This window comes from Staphylococcus sp. FSL W8-0774 (assembly GCF_038006785.1).
Taxonomy (GTDB): domain Bacteria; phylum Bacillota; class Bacilli; order Staphylococcales; family Staphylococcaceae; genus Staphylococcus; species Staphylococcus pasteuri.
On record NZ_JBBOVW010000001.1, the window covers coordinates 2355781 to 2373094 of the forward strand.

Genomic DNA, 17314 nt, shown 5'->3' on the forward strand with positions numbered 1-17314 from the left:
GCTAATTGTTTTGTTAATTCAGTAGTTTCTTTTGCTGTTGTTTTATTTGTTTTAGTAGACTTACTAGAATTTTTAGATGTTGTTTCTTTTTTGCTTGATTCAGTTTTTTTAGTTGATGTTTTATCAGTAGCCTTTTTAGTTGTTACTTTTTTAGTATCTTGTTTAGATGTCGAATTTTTAGTTGTTGCTTTAGTTGTTTTTCCTTCTGTTTTAGATGTTGTTTTATTGGAAGTTGTTTTGTCTACATTTTTAGTTGATGTTTTATCTGCAGTATTATTCTTTTCTGAAGAGGTTTTATCTGAAGTCGTTTTATCTGAAGTTTGATTTTCTTTAGAAGTAGAATTAGTTTCACTATCTTGTTTATTTATAGATTCATCGTCTTTATTTGACTCTACTTGTTTGTCATCTGTAGATGTTGTTTTGTTCTCAGAAGTTGCTGACTCTGTTGTAGATTCATCTTTTGTTGTCGATGCTTTTTTGTTTTAGTTATCAATTGTGTTTTGTTCAATACTTGAGGATTCTTGTGCTGATGTTTTATCTGAAGAAACGTTGTCTGAATTCGCTTGTTCGGTACTTTGCTTATCGCCAGTATTATTTGTTGTTTTCTCCTCTACATCTTTATTAGTTGTAGTAGTTTGTTGGTCACTATTAGCATTGTCTGTTTGAGTAGCTGTTTTGTCTGTGGCACTCGTTTCTGTACTATTTGTTTCATTACTATTAGTGAGTTCTGTTATATCAACAGGTTCACTTTTATCTTTGTCGCCATCGCTATTTTGAGCAGATGCATTATCTAATTCATCTGCTCTAGCTACATTTCCTGCTCCAAATACTAATGTTGCACCTATTAATAGTGATGCTGTTCCTGCTGTGAATTTTCTAATTGCATATTTATTTAGTTTGTGTGGTAAAAAGCCTTGTTTGTTCTTCATTTATGAATCACCTCATATATTTTGCACAATTTTAATATTGTATATACATATAATACTTAATTGATTTACTTTTTACAAATGTTACAAAACTATATATCTGTACAATTTTTATCCAAATTTATATTTATCATTTTTTAGTAATAATATGAATAAATATATAAAATGGATTTGACAAAACTATTTTGTACGCAATTAAGTTTGTTCAAATTTCAATTAATACAGATATACATTTTATGTTTTATTTTTTATATGCTTTCTCTATTCAATAATAAAATTGTACTTTGATAACTTTCCTTTATCCGGATATATGATTTATAAACCCGAATAACCAAAATCATTTTCGATTATTCAAATTTGTTAAAGTAATTTTTCAAAATAGCAGTTATTACTTCAAGTTGAGTATCATATCTCATCAATTTCATTACACAATTAAAAAGGGAGTTAGACAGAAATAATATTTTCCTAAAATTTATTTCGTAGTCTAACCCCGGCAAGGTTGACTAGAATTTAAAATAAAGTATCACTACTATTTTTAAATAGTTTAGTGATACTTACACATTAGCTTTAGCTAAGGTGTTCCACTAAGGATTACATGAGTTAGCACTCATGCATAAGTAATTCTAATTTCTAAAGAAAAAGAATTACTTTATCAGTCAACTACTGCCAATATAAAATTGTAGCCTGAGACAGTTATTTATCCCAGGCTACAACAATTCTATATTTTATTTCATCATTTTTATTTTCTAATATCATGAATACGTGACATTTGATTCATACGTGTTTCAGCAAAATGTTGTGAAGCTTCTAATGGTGTCTTATTTTGAGATTTAGCTATATCGAATATATGTTTAACAATCTTATCGATACCTTCAATACTTTCTGTCGCACGCGCTTCATTGTAACCATTTAATTCGTCAGCTGTATTGATTACACCACCACTATTAACAATATAGTCTGGTGCATATAATATACCTTTTTCTTCTAACATTTTACTATGTTTATTTTCATCTTTTAATTGGTTATTCGCTGAACCACATACGGCTTTAACTTTTAATTGAGGAATAGTATCATCATTTAAAATACCACCAAGTGCACATGGTGCGAAAATATCCGCTTCTACTGAAAAGATGTCATCTGGTTCGACAAATTGTGCATTAAATTCATCAACTGCTCGTTGTGCGTTATTTTTATTGATATCAGTCACAATTAACTTAACTCCGTCTTCATGTAATAAGCGACAAAGTTCATATGATACGTGACCTACACCTTGGACGGCTACTGTTTTACCTTCGAGTGATTCACCATTAAATTGTTCCATAGCCGTACGTTTCATTGCTATATAAATACCATAAGCAGTCATTGGACTAGGATTACCTGCTGATCCAAATGATTGACTAGTACCACAAACATATGGTGTTTCTTTATAAATTAAATTCATTTCATGTTCAGATGTACCAACATCTTCTGCTGTATAGTAACGACCATTTAATGTATTAACATAGCGACCTAATGCTCTATAAAATGCTTCTTCATCTTCTTTATTAGGTGAACCCATCACTACTGTCTTACCTCCACCAAGGTCTAAGCCAGCAGCTGCATTTTTATATGTCATACCACGTGCTAAATTCATAGCATCTTCTATTGCTTCTTCTTCAGAATTATAATCATTTCTAACGCGGCAACCGCCTAATGCTGGTCCAAGTGTCGTATCATGAATACAAATAATTGCCTTTAAGCCTGTTGCTTTATCTTGGCAAAAAACCATTTGTTCATAGTCTTCTTGTTCCATAGTTTCGAAAATCATTAAAAATACCCCTCTCTATAATTCAATGTACATTATTCGCATACCCTGACAAAATAGGAATAATCTTAATTTAAAACACGCACAATATTAGCCAAATTGAGAATTATATGAAAATTTATTTATCCTTACTTTTCTATTAAAAATAAAAAACTGACGACAAAATTTGATTCTTTGTCGTCAGTTTATACTAATCTCGATCTATTAATGTTGTGAATTATTAAATGAAAGAAAGATACGCTTATATATGACTAATTAGATTTAATTTAATGTGTTAAGTGCTTGTTTTAAGTCATTGACTAAATCATCTGTATCTTCAATACCTATTGATAAACGAATTAAGCCGTCAGTAATACCTTCTTTAGCTCGCACATCTGATGGGATAGACGCATGTGTCATTAAAGCAGGTACTGAGATTAAGCTTTCAACTGCACCTAAACTTTCAGCTAAAGTGAAATATTGTGTTGCGTGAATCACTTTTTTAGCTGCTTCAGTATCTTTCACTTCAAAAGCGATTACACCTGTATGACCGTCTGCTTGCGCTGCATGTATATCATAATTTAGGTGACTTTTCACACTTGGATGGAATACTTTTTGTACACTGTCATGAGATTGAAGCATATCAATAACCGCTTCAACATTACGATTAATTTGTTCCATACGTAAGCCAAGTGTTTTGATTCCTCTTACTAATAAATAACTATCTTGTGGTCCAAGAACGCCACCTGTTGAATTAGAAATAAAACCAATACGTTCTCCTAATTCATCGTCAGCAGTTACTACTAATCCAGCTACTACATCACTGTGTCCGCCAATGTATTTAGTAGCAGAATGTAAAACAATATCAATGCCAAAGTCTAATGGATTTTGATAATAAGGTGTCATAAATGTATTATCTACAACAGAAATCAAATTGTGTTTTTTAGCAATATCTACTGTACCTTTAATATCTGTTACACGTAATAACGGATTAGAAGGTGTTTCAATATATAACATTTTAGTTTCAGGTTTAATATATTTTTCAACTTCATCAATATTTGTAGTATCAACAAAATCAACATCTAATCCGAATCTTGTAAATACTTTAGTTAATGCACGATATGTGCCACCGTATACATCAGAATTTAATATAAGGTGATCGCCTTTATCTAATAACATAATAACTGCACTAATTGCAGCCATACCTGACCCAAATGCGAAACCATGTTTACCATGTTCTAAATCTGCAATGACACTTTCTAATGATGCACGCGTTGGATTGGCTGTACGAGAATATTCATAACCTTGACGTAAATCTCCAATATCATCTTGTAAGTAAGTACTTGTTTGATATATAGGTGTTGTTACAGCACCTGTATATTCGTCTGTAGTATGTCCGCCATGAATCATTTGTGTTTTTTTATTCATTATCATCCATCTCCTTATAATTAAATATTTGTTTTGACATATATCGATCACTACCATCAGGGAATATGGTTACGATTACCCCTTTGTCTAATTGTTGTTTTAATTCAAGTGCACCTTGTAATGCTGCACCAGATGAACTACCTACAAGTAATCCTTCATTTTTAGCAATATTTTTTACGTTTTCAAAAGCATGTTTATCACTAATTGTAAAAATACCGTCGACTAAAGTTTTCTCTAAAAATCCAGGCCACTTCTCTGAACCAATGCCCTCTGTGTCATGAGTATGACTTGGCCCACCATTTAATATCGAGCCTTCTGGTTCAACAATATAGCTTTTAACACCTAAAGGTTGTAAATGTCTTGCTACACCTGTAAATGTACCACCAGATCCAGCACCAGCTACGAAATAGTCAATATGATTCAGTTCATCTGTAAGTTCTTTCCCCAAGGTATGTGTATAGGCATCAGGGTTATGTTTAGTTTCAAACTGATTCATATAAATGGATTGTGTGTCAGTAGCGTATTGTTTGGCAACTTGTTGTGCTCCAATCATGCCTTCATCTTTAGCTGTTCTTTTTACATCAGCACCTAACGCACGCATAATTGAAATTTTCTCTTCAGAAAAGCCTTCAGGTGCAAATATGACACATTTTAGATCGTAGCGATTAGCTGCTATAGCTAATCCTATGCCAGTATTTCCAGCCGTAGCTTCCACTATAGTATCACCGCGTTGAAGACGTCCTTCTTCTATTGCTTGTTCAACAAGATACTTTCCTAGCCTATCTTTGACACTGCCTCCAGGATTAAATTGCTCAAGTTTAGCATAAATTTTAACGTTTTCATCACTATAACTTTCTAATAAAACAAGTGGTGTTTGTCCAATCAAATCGTATGCAATCATGTTATATATATACATCTCCTATGTATTTTAAGGAAAACTATACAATACCCTTTTCCCATATTCCAATAATTCTTATTTAACAGGTATGAATTATAAATGATTTTAGAATATTTTGCAATTTCACTGTTTATAATAGATCATATTTTTATATTTCTAGTTTCAAACTCAATCAAATGTACCAGAAGCCATCTCATGTTATGATGAATAACGTATATTAATTCTATAAATTTATATTTATTTTTCCTGTACAAGAAAAGAAATATCATTTAACGCTAGTAAAGGAGTTTGTAATTATATGGCAAATAAAGACTTATCGCTATCTGTATTCACTCAAGAAAACTATAAAAATGTAAATCATAATTCAACTAATTTTAGAAATTCTATGTACGATGAATTAGAAGTTAATAAAAGTCGTTTTAAAAATTGTAATTTTAATGAAGGTATATTTAAAAACATTAACGCTGTCTCAAATAGTAAATTTGTAAATAGTAGTTTGAATGACTGCATATTCGAACAAGTTAATTTTTACAAAAACCAATTTAAAAACATTAACGCAGAAAATACGACGTTTGATGAAACAACGATTAATAATACAGTCTTTCAAGATGTTGTATTTGATGGCAACACGTTTAGTGAGGTTAAAATCACTGATACTACATTTAAAAATGTTACTTTTAAAAAAACAGAAATTAACCAATCTGTATTTGAAAATATAAAATTAAAACACTGCTTCTTTGATCATGTGACATTTAAAAATACTAAATTACCTCAAAATATTGCAGAAGAACTTCAAAAACAAAATGTCATTTTCGAAAATGTACAATACATCTAATTCAACGTGTACACTTAGACCTTATAATGCTGTCTTAGTGTACATTTTTTATATTAAAAGAGAGACATGTAGCTATTAGTATATGTTTATGAGGTATCTTACAAGGTAATAAACATTACAAACCTACGAAAGAAGGAATTGAATATGACTCAAGACACAAGTGAATTAAGTAAAGTGCCAACGCCTGATAAAGCGGAGGATAATGCATTTTTCCCTTCTCCTTATTCATTAAGTCAATATACAGCACCTAAAACAGACTTTGATGGTGTCAAACATAAAAATGCTTATACTGGAGGTAAATGGAAAGTATTAATGATTGCCGCAGAAGAACGATATGTATTGTTAGAAAACGGCAAAATGTTCTCCACAGGTAATCACCCAGTAGAAATGTTATTACCATTGCATCATTTAATGGAAGCAGGTTTCGATGTCGATGTAGCTACATTAACGGGTTATCCTGTAAAATTGGAACATTGGGCTATGCCTGGAGAAGATGAGGCTGTTCAATCGACTTACAATAAATTAAAGGAAAAACTAAAACAACCAAAAGTGTTATCAGAAGTAGTTAAAAATGAACTCGGTCCTGATTCAGATTATATTTCCCTATTTATACCTGGAGGACATGCGGCTGTAGTTGGTATTTCCGAAAGTGAAGATGTACAACAAACATTAGATTGGGCATTAGATTATGATAAGTTTATTATCACATTATGTCATGGTCCTGCTGCATTATTATCTGCTGGTTTAAATAGAGAATCATCACCATTTGAAGGCTATTCAGTTTGTGTATTCCCTGATGCGCTTGATGACGGCGCTAATATCGACATTGGTTACTTGCCAGGTAAACTTAAATGGTTAGTTGCAGACTTATTAAGCAAACAAGGACTTAATATTGTAAATAAAGAAATGAGTGGCCAGACACACCAAGACCGTAAGTTATTAACTGGCGATAGTCCATTAGCTTCAAATAATCTTGGTTTACTTGCAGCAGATACATTAGTCGAGGCCACAAAAGAGTCATAATCTAATTTGTTAATCTCAATTTCAAAATATATGTTTCATAGCCCAAAGCATTTTAAACACAACTGCTTCGGGCTTTTTTATGAGAACAATCCCTAATAAAATATTTAATATTGAAAAGTATATATGTCTTCCGTATAATATTTTTAAATATTCAGATATTTAAACTTTTTAAGATAAATATTCTAGCTCATAAAAAAGGGGTACTATTATGCAACCTATGATTCATGGATTCTTACTTGCTTTAGGTCTTATCTTGCCATTAGGTGCTCAAAACGTATTTGTATTTAACCAGGGAGCTAATCAAAAGAAATTAACCAAAGCATTACCAGTCATTATTACAGCAGGTTTATGTGATACGACTTTAATAGTATTAGCTATATTAGGTGTTTCACTCGTTTTAATGTCACTACCTATTTTACAATTAGTAATTTATATTATTGGCCTAGCCTTCTTATTATATATGGCTTGGTCATTGTGGAATGAAAAGCCAAATAATTTAGAACATATGGAACCTATGAGCGCTAAGAAACAAATCGGATTTGCACTCTCTGTTTCACTACTTAATCCCCATGCGATTATGGATACAATCGGCGTCATTGGTACTAGCACTTCTATGTATCAAGGTAACGAAAAGGTATTATTCGCAATAGCTACTATTTCAGTTTCTTGGATTTGGTTTATTTTGTTAGCAGTCCTTGGAAAAATGTTAGGGTCTGTTGATAAAACTGGTAAATACATCATTATTTTAAATAAAATCTCGAGTATTATCGTTCTAATTGTCAGTTTACTTATCATCAAAAATATTTGGCATATTTTGGTTGGATAATATAAAAAGGCTTATCGAAATTCGTAGTTTCGATAAGCCTTTATTGCTATATTTTTATCTAAAATCTATTTTTAAAATAACTGAACTATAAATACTAAAATAATTACGATTGGCATAACAAATTTAATTAAATAATACCAAGGTAAAAATAGTTTGAATTTGTCTCTACCAAAGTTTTCTCTTAATAAATTTTTATCTAATAATTGGCCTACAACAAATGTAGTACCTAGAGCTCCTAATGGCATTAGAATATTAGATACAATAAAATCCATGTTATCGAATATAGTGCCAGCGCCAAATTTAATTCCACTTAAACTACCGAACGATAAAGTGGCTGGAATACTGATGATAAATACGAGTATACTTGCGATAAGTGCAACAGGTCGACGTTTAGTATTATCATTTTTTGTAAAATTAGAAACGTTTAGCTCTAATAATGAAATAGATGATGTTAATGCTGCAAATAAAAATAAAATTAAAAAGATAAGATAAAAAACGATACCGAAATGCATTTTATCGAATACTAAAGGTAGCACTTTAAATAATAAACCGGGCCCTTCTTGCGGCTGGTATCCGAATGTTTTTAACGCTGGAAAGATTGCTAATCCCGCTAAAACTGAAACTAAAATATTCATCAATACAATTGAAATAGCAGATGATTTAATTGTCATAGCTTTCGGAGCATAGCTTGCGTAAGTAATCATCCCAGTCGTTCCCAATGATAATGTAAAGAAGGATTGTCCAAGAGCAAATAAGATGCCTTCCATTGATATATCTTTAATTCGGGGTTGCAATAAATAACGTACACCTTCCATAGAACCGTCTAAAGTTAACGATTTTCCAACAACAATTATTAGAAAGATAAATAGTAACGGCATCATGATTTTGGAAGCTTTTTCTAAGCCTTTTTCGACACCGAGCATGACTATAATCATTGTTAAGAAAATAAAAATACCCTGTCCTGATACTGTTAACCATGGATTACTAATAATCGATTCAAATTGAATTTGGCCAAGATCAGATGTGTTCGACGTAACTATTTGCCAAATGACATTAGCCATATAGATTATAATCCATCCGCCAATAACACTATAGAAACCGAATAAGATAAATACTGCTAAGTTACCATTCCACCCTATAATATTTAACCATTTTTTGCCTGTAAGTTTACTATATATTTGTGTGGTATAGGTTCTTCCCATTTTCCCAACAGTAAATTCCATTACTAATAATGGTAGTCCTACAAATATGGTGAAGATTAAAAACATTAATAAAAATGCGCCGCCACCATAAATGCCTGCCATATAAGGGAATTTCCACATTGCTCCTAGACCTATTGCAGAACCAGCACTTGCCAATATAAAACCAGTTGATGTCTTCCATTCTGATTGTTTGCTCATATCCAATCACTTCCTTTAGCACGTTAAAGCGTTTATGTATTTAAGTAACACTTTACCATTTATAGCATTTATGTGCAATATCCATCTAAATTGTCAGAATAATAAAAAAATAGCCTTGCTCACCTTTTCAATTTGTATTTAAACATAAACTGAAAATGAATGAGTTATGACTATTTTCCTTGTAACATTATTTTAAATTTTTAGCTTTTCATATTTTAACTGCTATAAGTGATTGACTGTCCATCATGTACTTCTTCAATCTCTAAACTTTCAATGTGATCAACATTGATATAATGGATGCTATTTCCCTTTTCTAAATATAAATATGGCAACTCATCAAATTCATCTAAAATTCGTCTCACACATTTATCTTTATCTATACCATTTTCAAATGTCTTAAATTCTGTATATGTTTTACCCGAAGCCGTTATATATGTTAATAAAAAAGTCCTTTTCATCTATGAACACGCCCTTTTATAAAGATATTATTGCTCAGTGAAGAACTTAACAATATCTTGCTCCAATTCGTCTCTACCCTCACCATGCGTCATCAAGTGTTGATTGCGTGGGAATTCTTGTATCGTTTTATGTTCACTACTGATTTGGTTGAAAATATAGTGGGCACTGTCTTCATAAGCCGCTTCATCCTGACCACCATATACTATTCTTGCAGTTGCAGTAATTTCATTCAAATGTGACATAATATCATTAATAACCTCTTGGAATGTTTTTATATCATTTTGATAATCCTCTATTTGCGCTAATTCATGAGTGCTTTCACTTTCTGATAATCTCATTATGTCATTCATACGTTTCCCATATTTTTCCAAACGCCAAGAGATACCTGCTTTCGTCTTTTCACTTGGTGCAGACATGACGACAATACGATTTAACTCAACGTTTTCAGCTAAATGTAATGTGAATAAACCACCTAATGAGACGCCAGCAACATTAATTTTCTCAAATCCTTCACTTTTTAAAAATTGATACGCTTCTTGCACGCAATGCCACCAATCTTCAACATTGTACGCTACAAACTGTGTCACTGGTAGTCCGTGACCAGGATAATTAGGTACATAACAAGTAAATCCTTGTTCATTCAATGTTGTTGCAAGATGTTTCATGTCTTTAACGGTACCTGTAAATGAATGTAATAATAATATCGCTTGATTGTTTGTACCTTTTAAATAAAGTGGACTTGGTGATTTAATATTCATCATGTCGTACTCTCCTAACTTTTAAAATTTAATACGTATATAATATCACTTTTAAAAAGACATTAACTATTTGTCTTTTAACTTTAATTTTTTAAACAATGGATATACAGCAAGCCATAGTGCGATCCAGGCCAATGCTAATGTGACACCACCAATGACGTCTGTAAGGTAGTGCGCATGAAAGTATAATCTACAAAATAATATACTTAACCACAATATGATCGCAAGAACGAGCATTGCGTACCTCAATATAGCATGGCGAACTACTGGTATAATCACAAAAATCATTGTTACAAATAATAGCGTACTGGCATTAGAATGACCACTAGGGAAAGAATACCCTTTGTCAACGACTAAATGATTAAACGGTCTTGTACGCTCTATTGTCATTTTGATTAATATATTCATTAATGTGCCACTTAAAATTGTTAAAATAAACCATAAAGCAATATGTTTATATCTAAACATTAAAACCACTGTAATAATAAGTGACATAATAATTACACCACTTACGTCGCCTATAGTGGCAGAAAATGTCATATAATGATTGAACCAATTACCTTCAAAATTTCGATGTGGTGTACCAAATTCCTGAGTAAGCCAATGTAATGACTTTAAATCAAGTGTTTTTAAAAATGCGCCTTCATGAGTAATACGCAATGCAACAAATATAAACAAGCACACACTGATCAAAAATAAAGGAATGGTAAATTTTCCTGTCGTTATTTTGTTGTTTATCATATAATCTCCTCTATCTCTTACAAACTTTAGTTACTTAACTCTTATATCATATACAAAATGACCATATGTTGGGCTCGGCCTTATGTCGGATTTTAATTATGTTATATTTGCTATTTGATAACTGTGTCCATCAAAATCTCTTGGACTAAGCCATCGTTTGTACCATTATTTAAACGTCGATTATTTTGACCTATATTCATTATATTTCGTTAATGATATCCTTTGTGCTTTCAACCATTACATGTATTATATACGATTCAATCGCTTAAAGTGAGGTTGAGATACCATTTATAATTGATATTAAATGACTATAGTGCTTTGGAATTCTCATACCTTTTGCATATAAATTATTGTATAATTGAATTTATAATAATAATAAAAATCTAAAAAATATAGCTATCACACGTTAAAAACGTATTCAAATATAAGTACTGTAATCATTCAACTGTACCCATTTATGTTTGATAGTTAGAAAGGTATCCTTTATGAGCAAAATAATATTAATCTATTGTGCCTTGTTAATTACATTATTTCGCTTTTTCTTACCTATTCATCCCTCATTTGACACACTATTATATTGGTTATTCATTCTCTATATGATACCTATTATTTTATGTATTGTCGGTTTCAAAGGTGATAAATTACTAGCCTCTATGATTATTTTTCCGAATTTATTAGGTATCATTTATAGACTTTATGTTTACGTGATGTACTTATTATATTTAAAATAAAAAACAGTATGACCTTTGTCTATTAACGTAAAATCATACTGTTCCTATATAAATCAAGCTTGGTTGATTAATTTTTCAAAGTTGTCTTTTAATTTAAAGACAATCACACGTTCACCTGTAACGGTACTTAAATCGCTATGGAAACTGACTACTTCAATTCCTGTAATTTGATGAATAATGTTATTAAGATCATTTTGACCCGATTCAACTAATTCAGATCTTGTGCGTTTAATATTCAATAAACCTTCATTCGTCTCACAAACGCGATATTCTGCAGGTGTTAATATTCCTTGCAAATTGATAATCACCATATCTCTTAGTATGTCAGTTTTAACAGATAAAGAACCTCTTCCTAAATAATCCTTTTCCCATTGAGTGATCGCTTTACTAATTTCAGCTTCATATACACCTTTAGACTTTTTCATATAGACGACTCCTAAATATTGATTACATATAGTTTAACATTTTCCATATTATTCGAAAATAACATCAAAAACGCCATAACCAATTGAAATCTCTTAAGTAAGCTATCTATATATACATTTACCAATCTTTCCAACTATGATTTTCATCAATACTTGCTAAACGTACCCATCCATTGTCGACTTTTTGAGCGAATTTTTGATTATCTGCTAATAAGCGTTGAATATGCGTATCAGGTGCTTGAATAACGACTAATAAACGTATTGGCGAATGGTAAATTTCGTTATCTTGAGCCATTACTGATTGCCAAGGCAAACCGTACATTAAGTCACTAGAGTTACCTTGCATGACACCAAGTCCAGATGTGACTGATTGTGTTCTCTTATTACCACTACCATAGTAATGTGGTGCTACAGTTGAAGCATAATATTGTAGGTTAATCCATTGTGCAACTAGTGCTGGTCCAGAAATAATTGTATTGAGTAAATGACCATCTTGATCTTCTGTCCAATCGTAATTATGCAAGAATGCTCGCGCTTCTAAATTACTATTTTCAGTAATTGAACGTTTACCAATAACAAACTCAGCATTTTTAGCTAACCCCCATTCGGGTCTTATCTCGCTCCAATCACTCGCATATTGATATGCTGCTGCTACTGGATCTTTATGCTCTTTATTTAAGTTAGGCAAGTTTGCCAAACGTTCTAAATTAGCTTTATAACTTACTTGTGGCATAACAGATTCTATTAAATCAAACGCTTGTTGTGCACTTTCTGTTAATTCTGGGACATATATCCATTCCAACTTATCTACTGAGGTCTTATGTTCTGCCGCAACAAAGACAGTTTCATCAGGAATATTAATGTTATCTTGTTTCAGTGCTTCTCTTACAGAAGACATATTGCATAACATCGCTAACAATTTAGCATTAAATCCACTTGAAGCCCCTCCACAAGCACCACACTCTAGTGAAGAATGATAAGGATTATTATGAGATTCACTACCGTGTCCACCTAATACGACAAGTGGTGCAAAATCTTTCGTTAAATCCATTAATTGTAGTGCTTGTTTACTAAATTGAACTTGCTCTTCTTCCGTTAAACCAATAGGAAGTTCTGAATACACATGATGCTCTCTTTCGATGGTTAACTTTGTTTCAGGTTTGTTAAGCCATTTTTTAGTGAACCGATGTGCAAATTGTCTTGCTTTTGTTGGTATTAACGTATTGGCAATGGTATTTAGACTTAAAAATGGCCCACTTAATTCTGGTAATAATAGACTAGGTAGAACATTATGTTTCATTAATTTAAATGTATAAAGCATTGATGTAATTGTATGTTGTTGTTGCTGATAATATTCTAATTTATGGCGATCTGCGTATTCTTGAATTTTGTACGCTGGTGGTACCATGACAGGTAAAGATTCATGATCGAATTGTGCGTCAATAACTTCTTTTTTAATAGGTAAACCAAAGAAACCGGCAATACCTATTGTTTCAAATGGGCCTTCTCCTTCGAGATGACGACGAAACGGTTCAGAACGGACATCGATACAAAACGCTAACTGGGCTTGTGTCTTTTGTGGTTCACTATCTGAATTTGACGACTCATAAATTGTATCTACTAAATCACGTTCATGTGTTTCTTCCCATGCATCAAGCCATAATTTTTGGAAATACTGTCTATGATATGTTCTCGCAAAATCTAAGTATCTTATTTTATCTTCTTTAGATAATTGATCCCACTCTTCAAGTGATAAATGACCATAAAACATTAATGCTATAACTAAATCTACGTCTTTATAGTGATAAATATTAGACACGTTGTATTGTTCTTTAGTTGTTGATAATAAAATATATTCAGTGGCTAATCTTATTGCTATGTAATCTGTTAAGAGTTGACGCTCTGATTCATTTTCTTCTGCTCTATAATACATCATCCCAGCCCAACCTGGTAAAGCTAACAACTGTCCTTCTATATAAGCTTGCCAGTCTGCACTTTGAATATTCAAATCTGTTAATACTTGGCTAATCATTTCGTGTGAAGTAGATGCACACTGACGAACAAGTTGTCTTGCTTGTTTAGACAGATTAGGATCATGTTGTGCTAAATGTAACCATGCAGTATAAAAGCCTTGCTCTCTCTTAGGCATAGTCCAACTAGATTGAAACTGGTCTAAATACAGTTTAGACCACTTAATCATATGCATATCTACCTCATCAATTAATCGTTCACCTTTTGCATTAACACTATCCGCACTCTTAGGTCGGTATAAATCTTGATTTACATCTCTGTTTGAAACCTTAGGTAAAGTTTCAAAGATACGATGACGCATAGTAGTATCTAAAAGATCATCTGAAATTGGTTCAATATGTTTAATGTTATCTATATAACGTTTTTCAAATTCGGTTTCTACTTTGATATTAGACGATTGAATTGCTTCATTTAATAATGTTTCAAAGATTTCTTCATCTATCTCACCATGTTGTACAGCATTTTCAACCGCTCTATAATTAGGATAAATATCGACATCTCTTATATCTTTTAGCCATGTAGCTATTTCGTTAAATGTTTGTCCTTCCAAACCTTCCCAAGGATTTCTCGCAGCAAAAATAGAAATTGGTGATAACGGTGTAATGACACGCTTAGCCTCAGAGACAATCATTTCGATATTGCTATTTTGTTGTGAATTAACCATAGTTTTTCACCCTTTTATAAATACTTTTTCAAATATGTTGGATGGCTTTCAACTGAAGCTGATTTCGCCTCACCCAATTTAACTAACCATAAATACAATACAGCAAATGCATGCGAGTTACGATGTCGTGATACCCAAATACTAAATACACTTCCAAATACTAAGATAGCAATGCTTATAATGCTACTTATAATCGGTGGATGCGTCACACTAATATCCACTGTGCTTAATAAATATTTAAAGAAATGATGCGTCACAATATAAACTACAGCAACAATAATAATCATACAAACACCAACCACTTTACCCATAATCGTCTTACTAAAGGCAACTAGTTGATTCCATGACACCATTAACGACCATGCTAGTATAAGCGAGCTAATTAGCTCATAAGCGCTATGATCACTATTCATCCAAAATAGCACTGCAATCACTAACGCCAATAGTCGACCTAACAAGATCCATCCATATGATCTTTTAGCACTAGGTGGCGTTGGTATATTAAATCTGCCAACTACAGATCCAGATTGTAAAAATAATGTTGCTTTAAATACGCCGTGTAACACAAGATGAATAATAGCTGCCGAATATGCACCTAATGCACATTGAACAAGCATAAAGCCCATTTGACTCATTGTAGATCCTACAAGTTGTCTTTTATAGTCGACATGAACCAAACTGATTCCTGAACCAAGTAACACTGAGACACTCGCAATCAACAATAAAACTGTAATCGCTATTGCATTATCAAATACAGGTGCGAATCTTGTTAATATAATCCCACCAGCATTGACTATTCCGGCATGCATAATAGCTGATACAGGTGTCGGTGCTGCAACAGATTCAATTAACCAACTTTGGAAAGGAAACTGTGCTGCGGGAATAATCACAGCCAGTACAATACATAAATCTATAATTAATTTCATGCCAAAAGATAAATGACTATAATCAACTGCTACTTCATCAATATACCAATGACCTGTAAAAATATATAACAAACCAACAGCTACAACTAATGCTAGCCATCCAATTAAAAATAATTTAGCAGAAATTTTAGCAGCCTCATGTGGTACTTTCCAGAAACGATTAACTCTAATTAATAACGTAAGGCATAATAATGTTGCGCCCCAACTTACAACCATAAATCTTAAATCACCACTTAACCATGCAACAGATGCAAAAACGGTAATCAAAGTGAATAATGGGAAATATTGACGATAATTTTTATCTCCAAGCAAATAACGAACACAAAACTTTTGGATAATAAAACCTAATATTAAAATGAAACTTCCCATTAACCAAGCCAATTTATCTAATTTAAAAGGGCCAATGATAAGTTGATTTGTCGTTGAAAATAATCCAATCAGTCCTACAATGATAGGTAAGACAAGCATATACATATGTATCTTAATATATTGAGTGGGAACTTTAGCAGATAAAAATACTAAACCACTCAGCATAGCAATGAGTAAAGTGATAAGGAACACAATTAAGAGTGCATTCATACTTAACATCGATACCTCCTCTGTTTAAATTTACGTACTATAAAAAGCCTACAATAGACAATATCCCACACTCTGAATTATGAGAAACATGCTACTATAGGCTTCATTTCAACTTGAAATATCATCAACATTACGACTTGAATTTTAAATAAGTTAGCGGTCTTTACTCCTTGTGAAAAAGTCGACTTAACTTCTCATTTTCCTCGCATTTTAAATCTACGTATGTATTTTAATCTTAGAATGATGTTATTTCCTTTTAAAAAGCTACCTTTTTAATTTTCTGTGTCCGGTCAAAAGCCAACTATTCTTTCACTCTCGATAAACACTATAATTTTATAGCAATCATCGCTAGCTAAAGCTTAATTCTACTTTTGAGCATATTAATATTAATATAGTCGATGATATTAACTATGTCAAATCTCATACCAATAAAGACGCTAATTTTATATGAAAATTCAATATCTTTACAACTTCAAAACAGCCATGTAAAGCTTTTGTAAAGGCATTTAATAGTTAATACACTTAGGCATGAAATTCTGTGAGTTATTCAATGAAAACGCCCAGTTATGACCTTCAAAATACAAGTTAGGAAATTTCGTCATAAACCATCCTTTATCTCGTTACAATGTATTTAACAAGTCAAACAAGGGAGGTAATTATAATGGAAATCATCTCAGGCATTGTTTCTTTAGTAAAAACAATCATCGACCTTGTAAAAGGTAATAAATAATTCGTCTTTAATGACGATTATATGTATTTAAATAACACTAATCCATTTAAAAGGGAGGGCTATACATGAGTATTATTTCAGGTATCGTTTCTTTAGTGAAAACAATCATCGATCTTGTAAAAGGCAATAAATAATCTAATATTATTCAAAA

Annotated in this window: 18 protein-coding genes; 7 read left to right on the top strand and 11 right to left on the bottom strand. The window is 32.0% G+C overall.

Annotated features, from left to right (window positions below; genetic code table 11):
- Positions 1 to 90: 90 nt before the first annotated feature.
- Positions 91 to 324: a hypothetical protein gene (locus NSQ15_RS11565; protein WP_119622761.1), complete on the top strand. Its 234-nt coding sequence runs from the start codon at positions 91 to 93 to the stop codon at positions 322 to 324.
- A 158-nt stretch (positions 325 to 482) separates the two neighbouring features.
- On the opposite strand, the gene NSQ15_RS11570 is transcribed toward NSQ15_RS11565, so the two are convergent.
- From NSQ15_RS11570 to NSQ15_RS11585, 4 genes are all read right to left on the bottom strand, one after another.
- On the bottom strand, positions 483 to 929 hold the full coding sequence (locus NSQ15_RS11570) for a YSIRK-type signal peptide-containing protein (RefSeq protein WP_340747168.1): 447 nt from the start codon (positions 927 to 929) through the stop codon (positions 483 to 485).
- Positions 930 to 1665: 736 nt separating this feature from the next.
- Positions 1666 to 2733, bottom strand: coding sequence for a Leu/Phe/Val dehydrogenase (locus NSQ15_RS11575; RefSeq protein ID WP_017637023.1), 1068 nt, complete (start codon positions 2731 to 2733; stop codon positions 1666 to 1668).
- 258 nt (positions 2734 to 2991) lie between these two features.
- Positions 2992 to 4137 (bottom strand): bifunctional cystathionine gamma-lyase/homocysteine desulfhydrase, encoded by a 1146-nt coding sequence (locus NSQ15_RS11580; RefSeq protein ID WP_070451941.1) that lies wholly within the window; start codon positions 4135 to 4137, stop codon positions 2992 to 2994.
- Positions 4130 to 5038, bottom strand: a complete 909-nt coding sequence (locus tag NSQ15_RS11585) for a PLP-dependent cysteine synthase family protein (RefSeq protein ID WP_070451938.1) — start codon at positions 5036 to 5038, stop codon at positions 4130 to 4132. Before NSQ15_RS11585 ends, NSQ15_RS11580 begins: the two co-directional genes overlap by 8 nt.
- A 295-nt stretch (positions 5039 to 5333) precedes the next feature.
- Between NSQ15_RS11585 and NSQ15_RS11590 the strand changes: the two genes are divergently transcribed.
- The 3 genes from NSQ15_RS11590 (at position 5334) to NSQ15_RS11600 (ending at position 7719) form a co-directional block, all read left to right on the top strand.
- Positions 5334 to 5870 (top strand): pentapeptide repeat-containing protein, encoded by a 537-nt coding sequence (locus tag NSQ15_RS11590; protein WP_017637020.1) that lies wholly within the window; start codon positions 5334 to 5336, stop codon positions 5868 to 5870.
- Positions 5871 to 6014: 144 nt separating this feature from the next.
- Positions 6015 to 6893 (top strand): glyoxalase III HchA, encoded by an 879-nt coding sequence (gene hchA, locus NSQ15_RS11595; RefSeq protein WP_070451936.1) that lies wholly within the window; start codon positions 6015 to 6017, stop codon positions 6891 to 6893.
- 205 nt (positions 6894 to 7098) lie between these two features.
- Positions 7099 to 7719 carry a LysE/ArgO family amino acid transporter gene (locus NSQ15_RS11600; protein WP_176745277.1) on the top strand — a complete coding sequence of 207 codons (621 nt, stop codon included), beginning with the start codon at positions 7099 to 7101 and terminating at the stop codon, positions 7717 to 7719.
- A gap of 71 nt (positions 7720 to 7790) precedes the next feature.
- On the opposite strand, the gene NSQ15_RS11605 is transcribed toward NSQ15_RS11600, so the two are convergent.
- From NSQ15_RS11605 to NSQ15_RS11620, 4 genes are all read right to left on the bottom strand, one after another.
- Positions 7791 to 9119, bottom strand: coding sequence for a sodium-dependent transporter (locus tag NSQ15_RS11605; protein ID WP_070451930.1), 1329 nt, complete (start codon positions 9117 to 9119; stop codon positions 7791 to 7793).
- 215 nt (positions 9120 to 9334) lie between these two features.
- A complete protein-coding gene (locus tag NSQ15_RS11610; RefSeq protein ID WP_070451927.1) occupies positions 9335 to 9577 on the bottom strand; it encodes a hypothetical protein in 243 nt (80 codons plus the stop codon).
- Between the two features lie 27 nt (positions 9578 to 9604).
- Entirely contained in the window at positions 9605 to 10336 is a 732-nt protein-coding gene (locus tag NSQ15_RS11615) for an alpha/beta hydrolase (RefSeq protein ID WP_070451958.1), read from the bottom strand.
- Between the two features lie 66 nt (positions 10337 to 10402).
- Entirely contained in the window at positions 10403 to 11077 is a 675-nt protein-coding gene (locus tag NSQ15_RS11620) for a phosphatase PAP2 family protein (RefSeq protein ID WP_046467374.1), read from the bottom strand.
- Positions 11078 to 11562: 485 nt separating this feature from the next.
- Between NSQ15_RS11620 and NSQ15_RS11625 the strand changes: the two genes are divergently transcribed.
- Positions 11563 to 11808: a hypothetical protein gene (locus NSQ15_RS11625; RefSeq protein ID WP_026083468.1), complete on the top strand. Its 246-nt coding sequence runs from the start codon at positions 11563 to 11565 to the stop codon at positions 11806 to 11808.
- 53 nt (positions 11809 to 11861) lie between these two features.
- Here the strand turns inward: NSQ15_RS11625 and NSQ15_RS11630 are convergent, their stop codons facing one another.
- From NSQ15_RS11630 to NSQ15_RS11640, 3 genes are all read right to left on the bottom strand, one after another.
- A complete protein-coding gene (locus NSQ15_RS11630; RefSeq protein ID WP_029056574.1) occupies positions 11862 to 12233 on the bottom strand; it encodes a DUF2294 domain-containing protein in 372 nt (123 codons plus the stop codon).
- Positions 12234 to 12351: 118 nt separating this feature from the next.
- Positions 12352 to 14928 carry a DUF2309 domain-containing protein gene (locus NSQ15_RS11635; protein WP_046467373.1) on the bottom strand — a complete coding sequence of 859 codons (2577 nt, stop codon included), beginning with the start codon at positions 14926 to 14928 and terminating at the stop codon, positions 12352 to 12354.
- A 14-nt stretch (positions 14929 to 14942) separates the two neighbouring features.
- A complete protein-coding gene (locus NSQ15_RS11640) occupies positions 14943 to 16442 on the bottom strand; it encodes an NADH dehydrogenase subunit 5 (protein ID WP_046467372.1) in 1500 nt (499 codons plus the stop codon).
- Between the two features lie 652 nt (positions 16443 to 17094).
- Here NSQ15_RS11640 and NSQ15_RS12525 point away from each other — a divergent pair.
- Both NSQ15_RS12525 and NSQ15_RS12530 read left to right on the top strand, forming a co-directional pair.
- Positions 17095 to 17163, top strand: coding sequence for a hypothetical protein (locus NSQ15_RS12525; RefSeq protein WP_225307062.1), 69 nt, complete (start codon positions 17095 to 17097; stop codon positions 17161 to 17163).
- A gap of 65 nt (positions 17164 to 17228) precedes the next feature.
- Positions 17229 to 17297 (top strand): hypothetical protein, encoded by a 69-nt coding sequence (locus NSQ15_RS12530; protein ID WP_219906379.1) that lies wholly within the window; start codon positions 17229 to 17231, stop codon positions 17295 to 17297.
- Positions 17298 to 17314 lie beyond the last annotated feature (17 nt).

Bases quoted from the DNA above. Each gene is read 5' to 3' on its own strand.
- NSQ15_RS11575 (WP_017637023.1), bottom strand. From the start codon at position 2,733: ATGATTTTCGAAACTATGGAACAAGAAGACTATGAACAAATGGTTTTT.
- NSQ15_RS11605 (WP_070451930.1), bottom strand. From the start codon at position 9,119: ATGAGCAAACAATCAGAATGGAAGACATCAACTGGTTTTATATTGGCA.
- NSQ15_RS11640 (WP_046467372.1), bottom strand. From the start codon at position 16,442: ATGTTAAGTATGAATGCACTCTTAATTGTGTTCCTTATCACTTTACTC.
- NSQ15_RS11610 (WP_070451927.1), bottom strand. From the start codon at position 9,577: ATGAAAAGGACTTTTTTATTAACATATATAACGGCTTCGGGTAAAACA.
- NSQ15_RS11590 (WP_017637020.1), top strand. From the start codon at position 5,334: ATGGCAAATAAAGACTTATCGCTATCTGTATTCACTCAAGAAAACTAT.
- NSQ15_RS11570 (WP_340747168.1), bottom strand. From the start codon at position 929: ATGAAGAACAAACAAGGCTTTTTACCACACAAACTAAATAAATATGCA.
- NSQ15_RS11615 (WP_070451958.1), bottom strand. From the start codon at position 10,336: ATGAATATTAAATCACCAAGTCCACTTTATTTAAAAGGTACAAACAAT.
- NSQ15_RS11585 (WP_070451938.1), bottom strand. From the start codon at position 5,038: ATGATTGCATACGATTTGATTGGACAAACACCACTTGTTTTATTAGAA.
- NSQ15_RS11630 (WP_029056574.1), bottom strand. From the start codon at position 12,233: ATGAAAAAGTCTAAAGGTGTATATGAAGCTGAAATTAGTAAAGCGATC.
- NSQ15_RS11625 (WP_026083468.1), top strand. From the start codon at position 11,563: ATGAGCAAAATAATATTAATCTATTGTGCCTTGTTAATTACATTATTT.
- NSQ15_RS11580 (WP_070451941.1), bottom strand. From the start codon at position 4,137: ATGAATAAAAAAACACAAATGATTCATGGCGGACATACTACAGACGAA.
- hchA (WP_070451936.1), top strand. From the start codon at position 6,015: ATGACTCAAGACACAAGTGAATTAAGTAAAGTGCCAACGCCTGATAAA.
- NSQ15_RS11620 (WP_046467374.1), bottom strand. From the start codon at position 11,077: ATGATAAACAACAAAATAACGACAGGAAAATTTACCATTCCTTTATTT.
- NSQ15_RS11635 (WP_046467373.1), bottom strand. From the start codon at position 14,928: ATGGTTAATTCACAACAAAATAGCAATATCGAAATGATTGTCTCTGAG.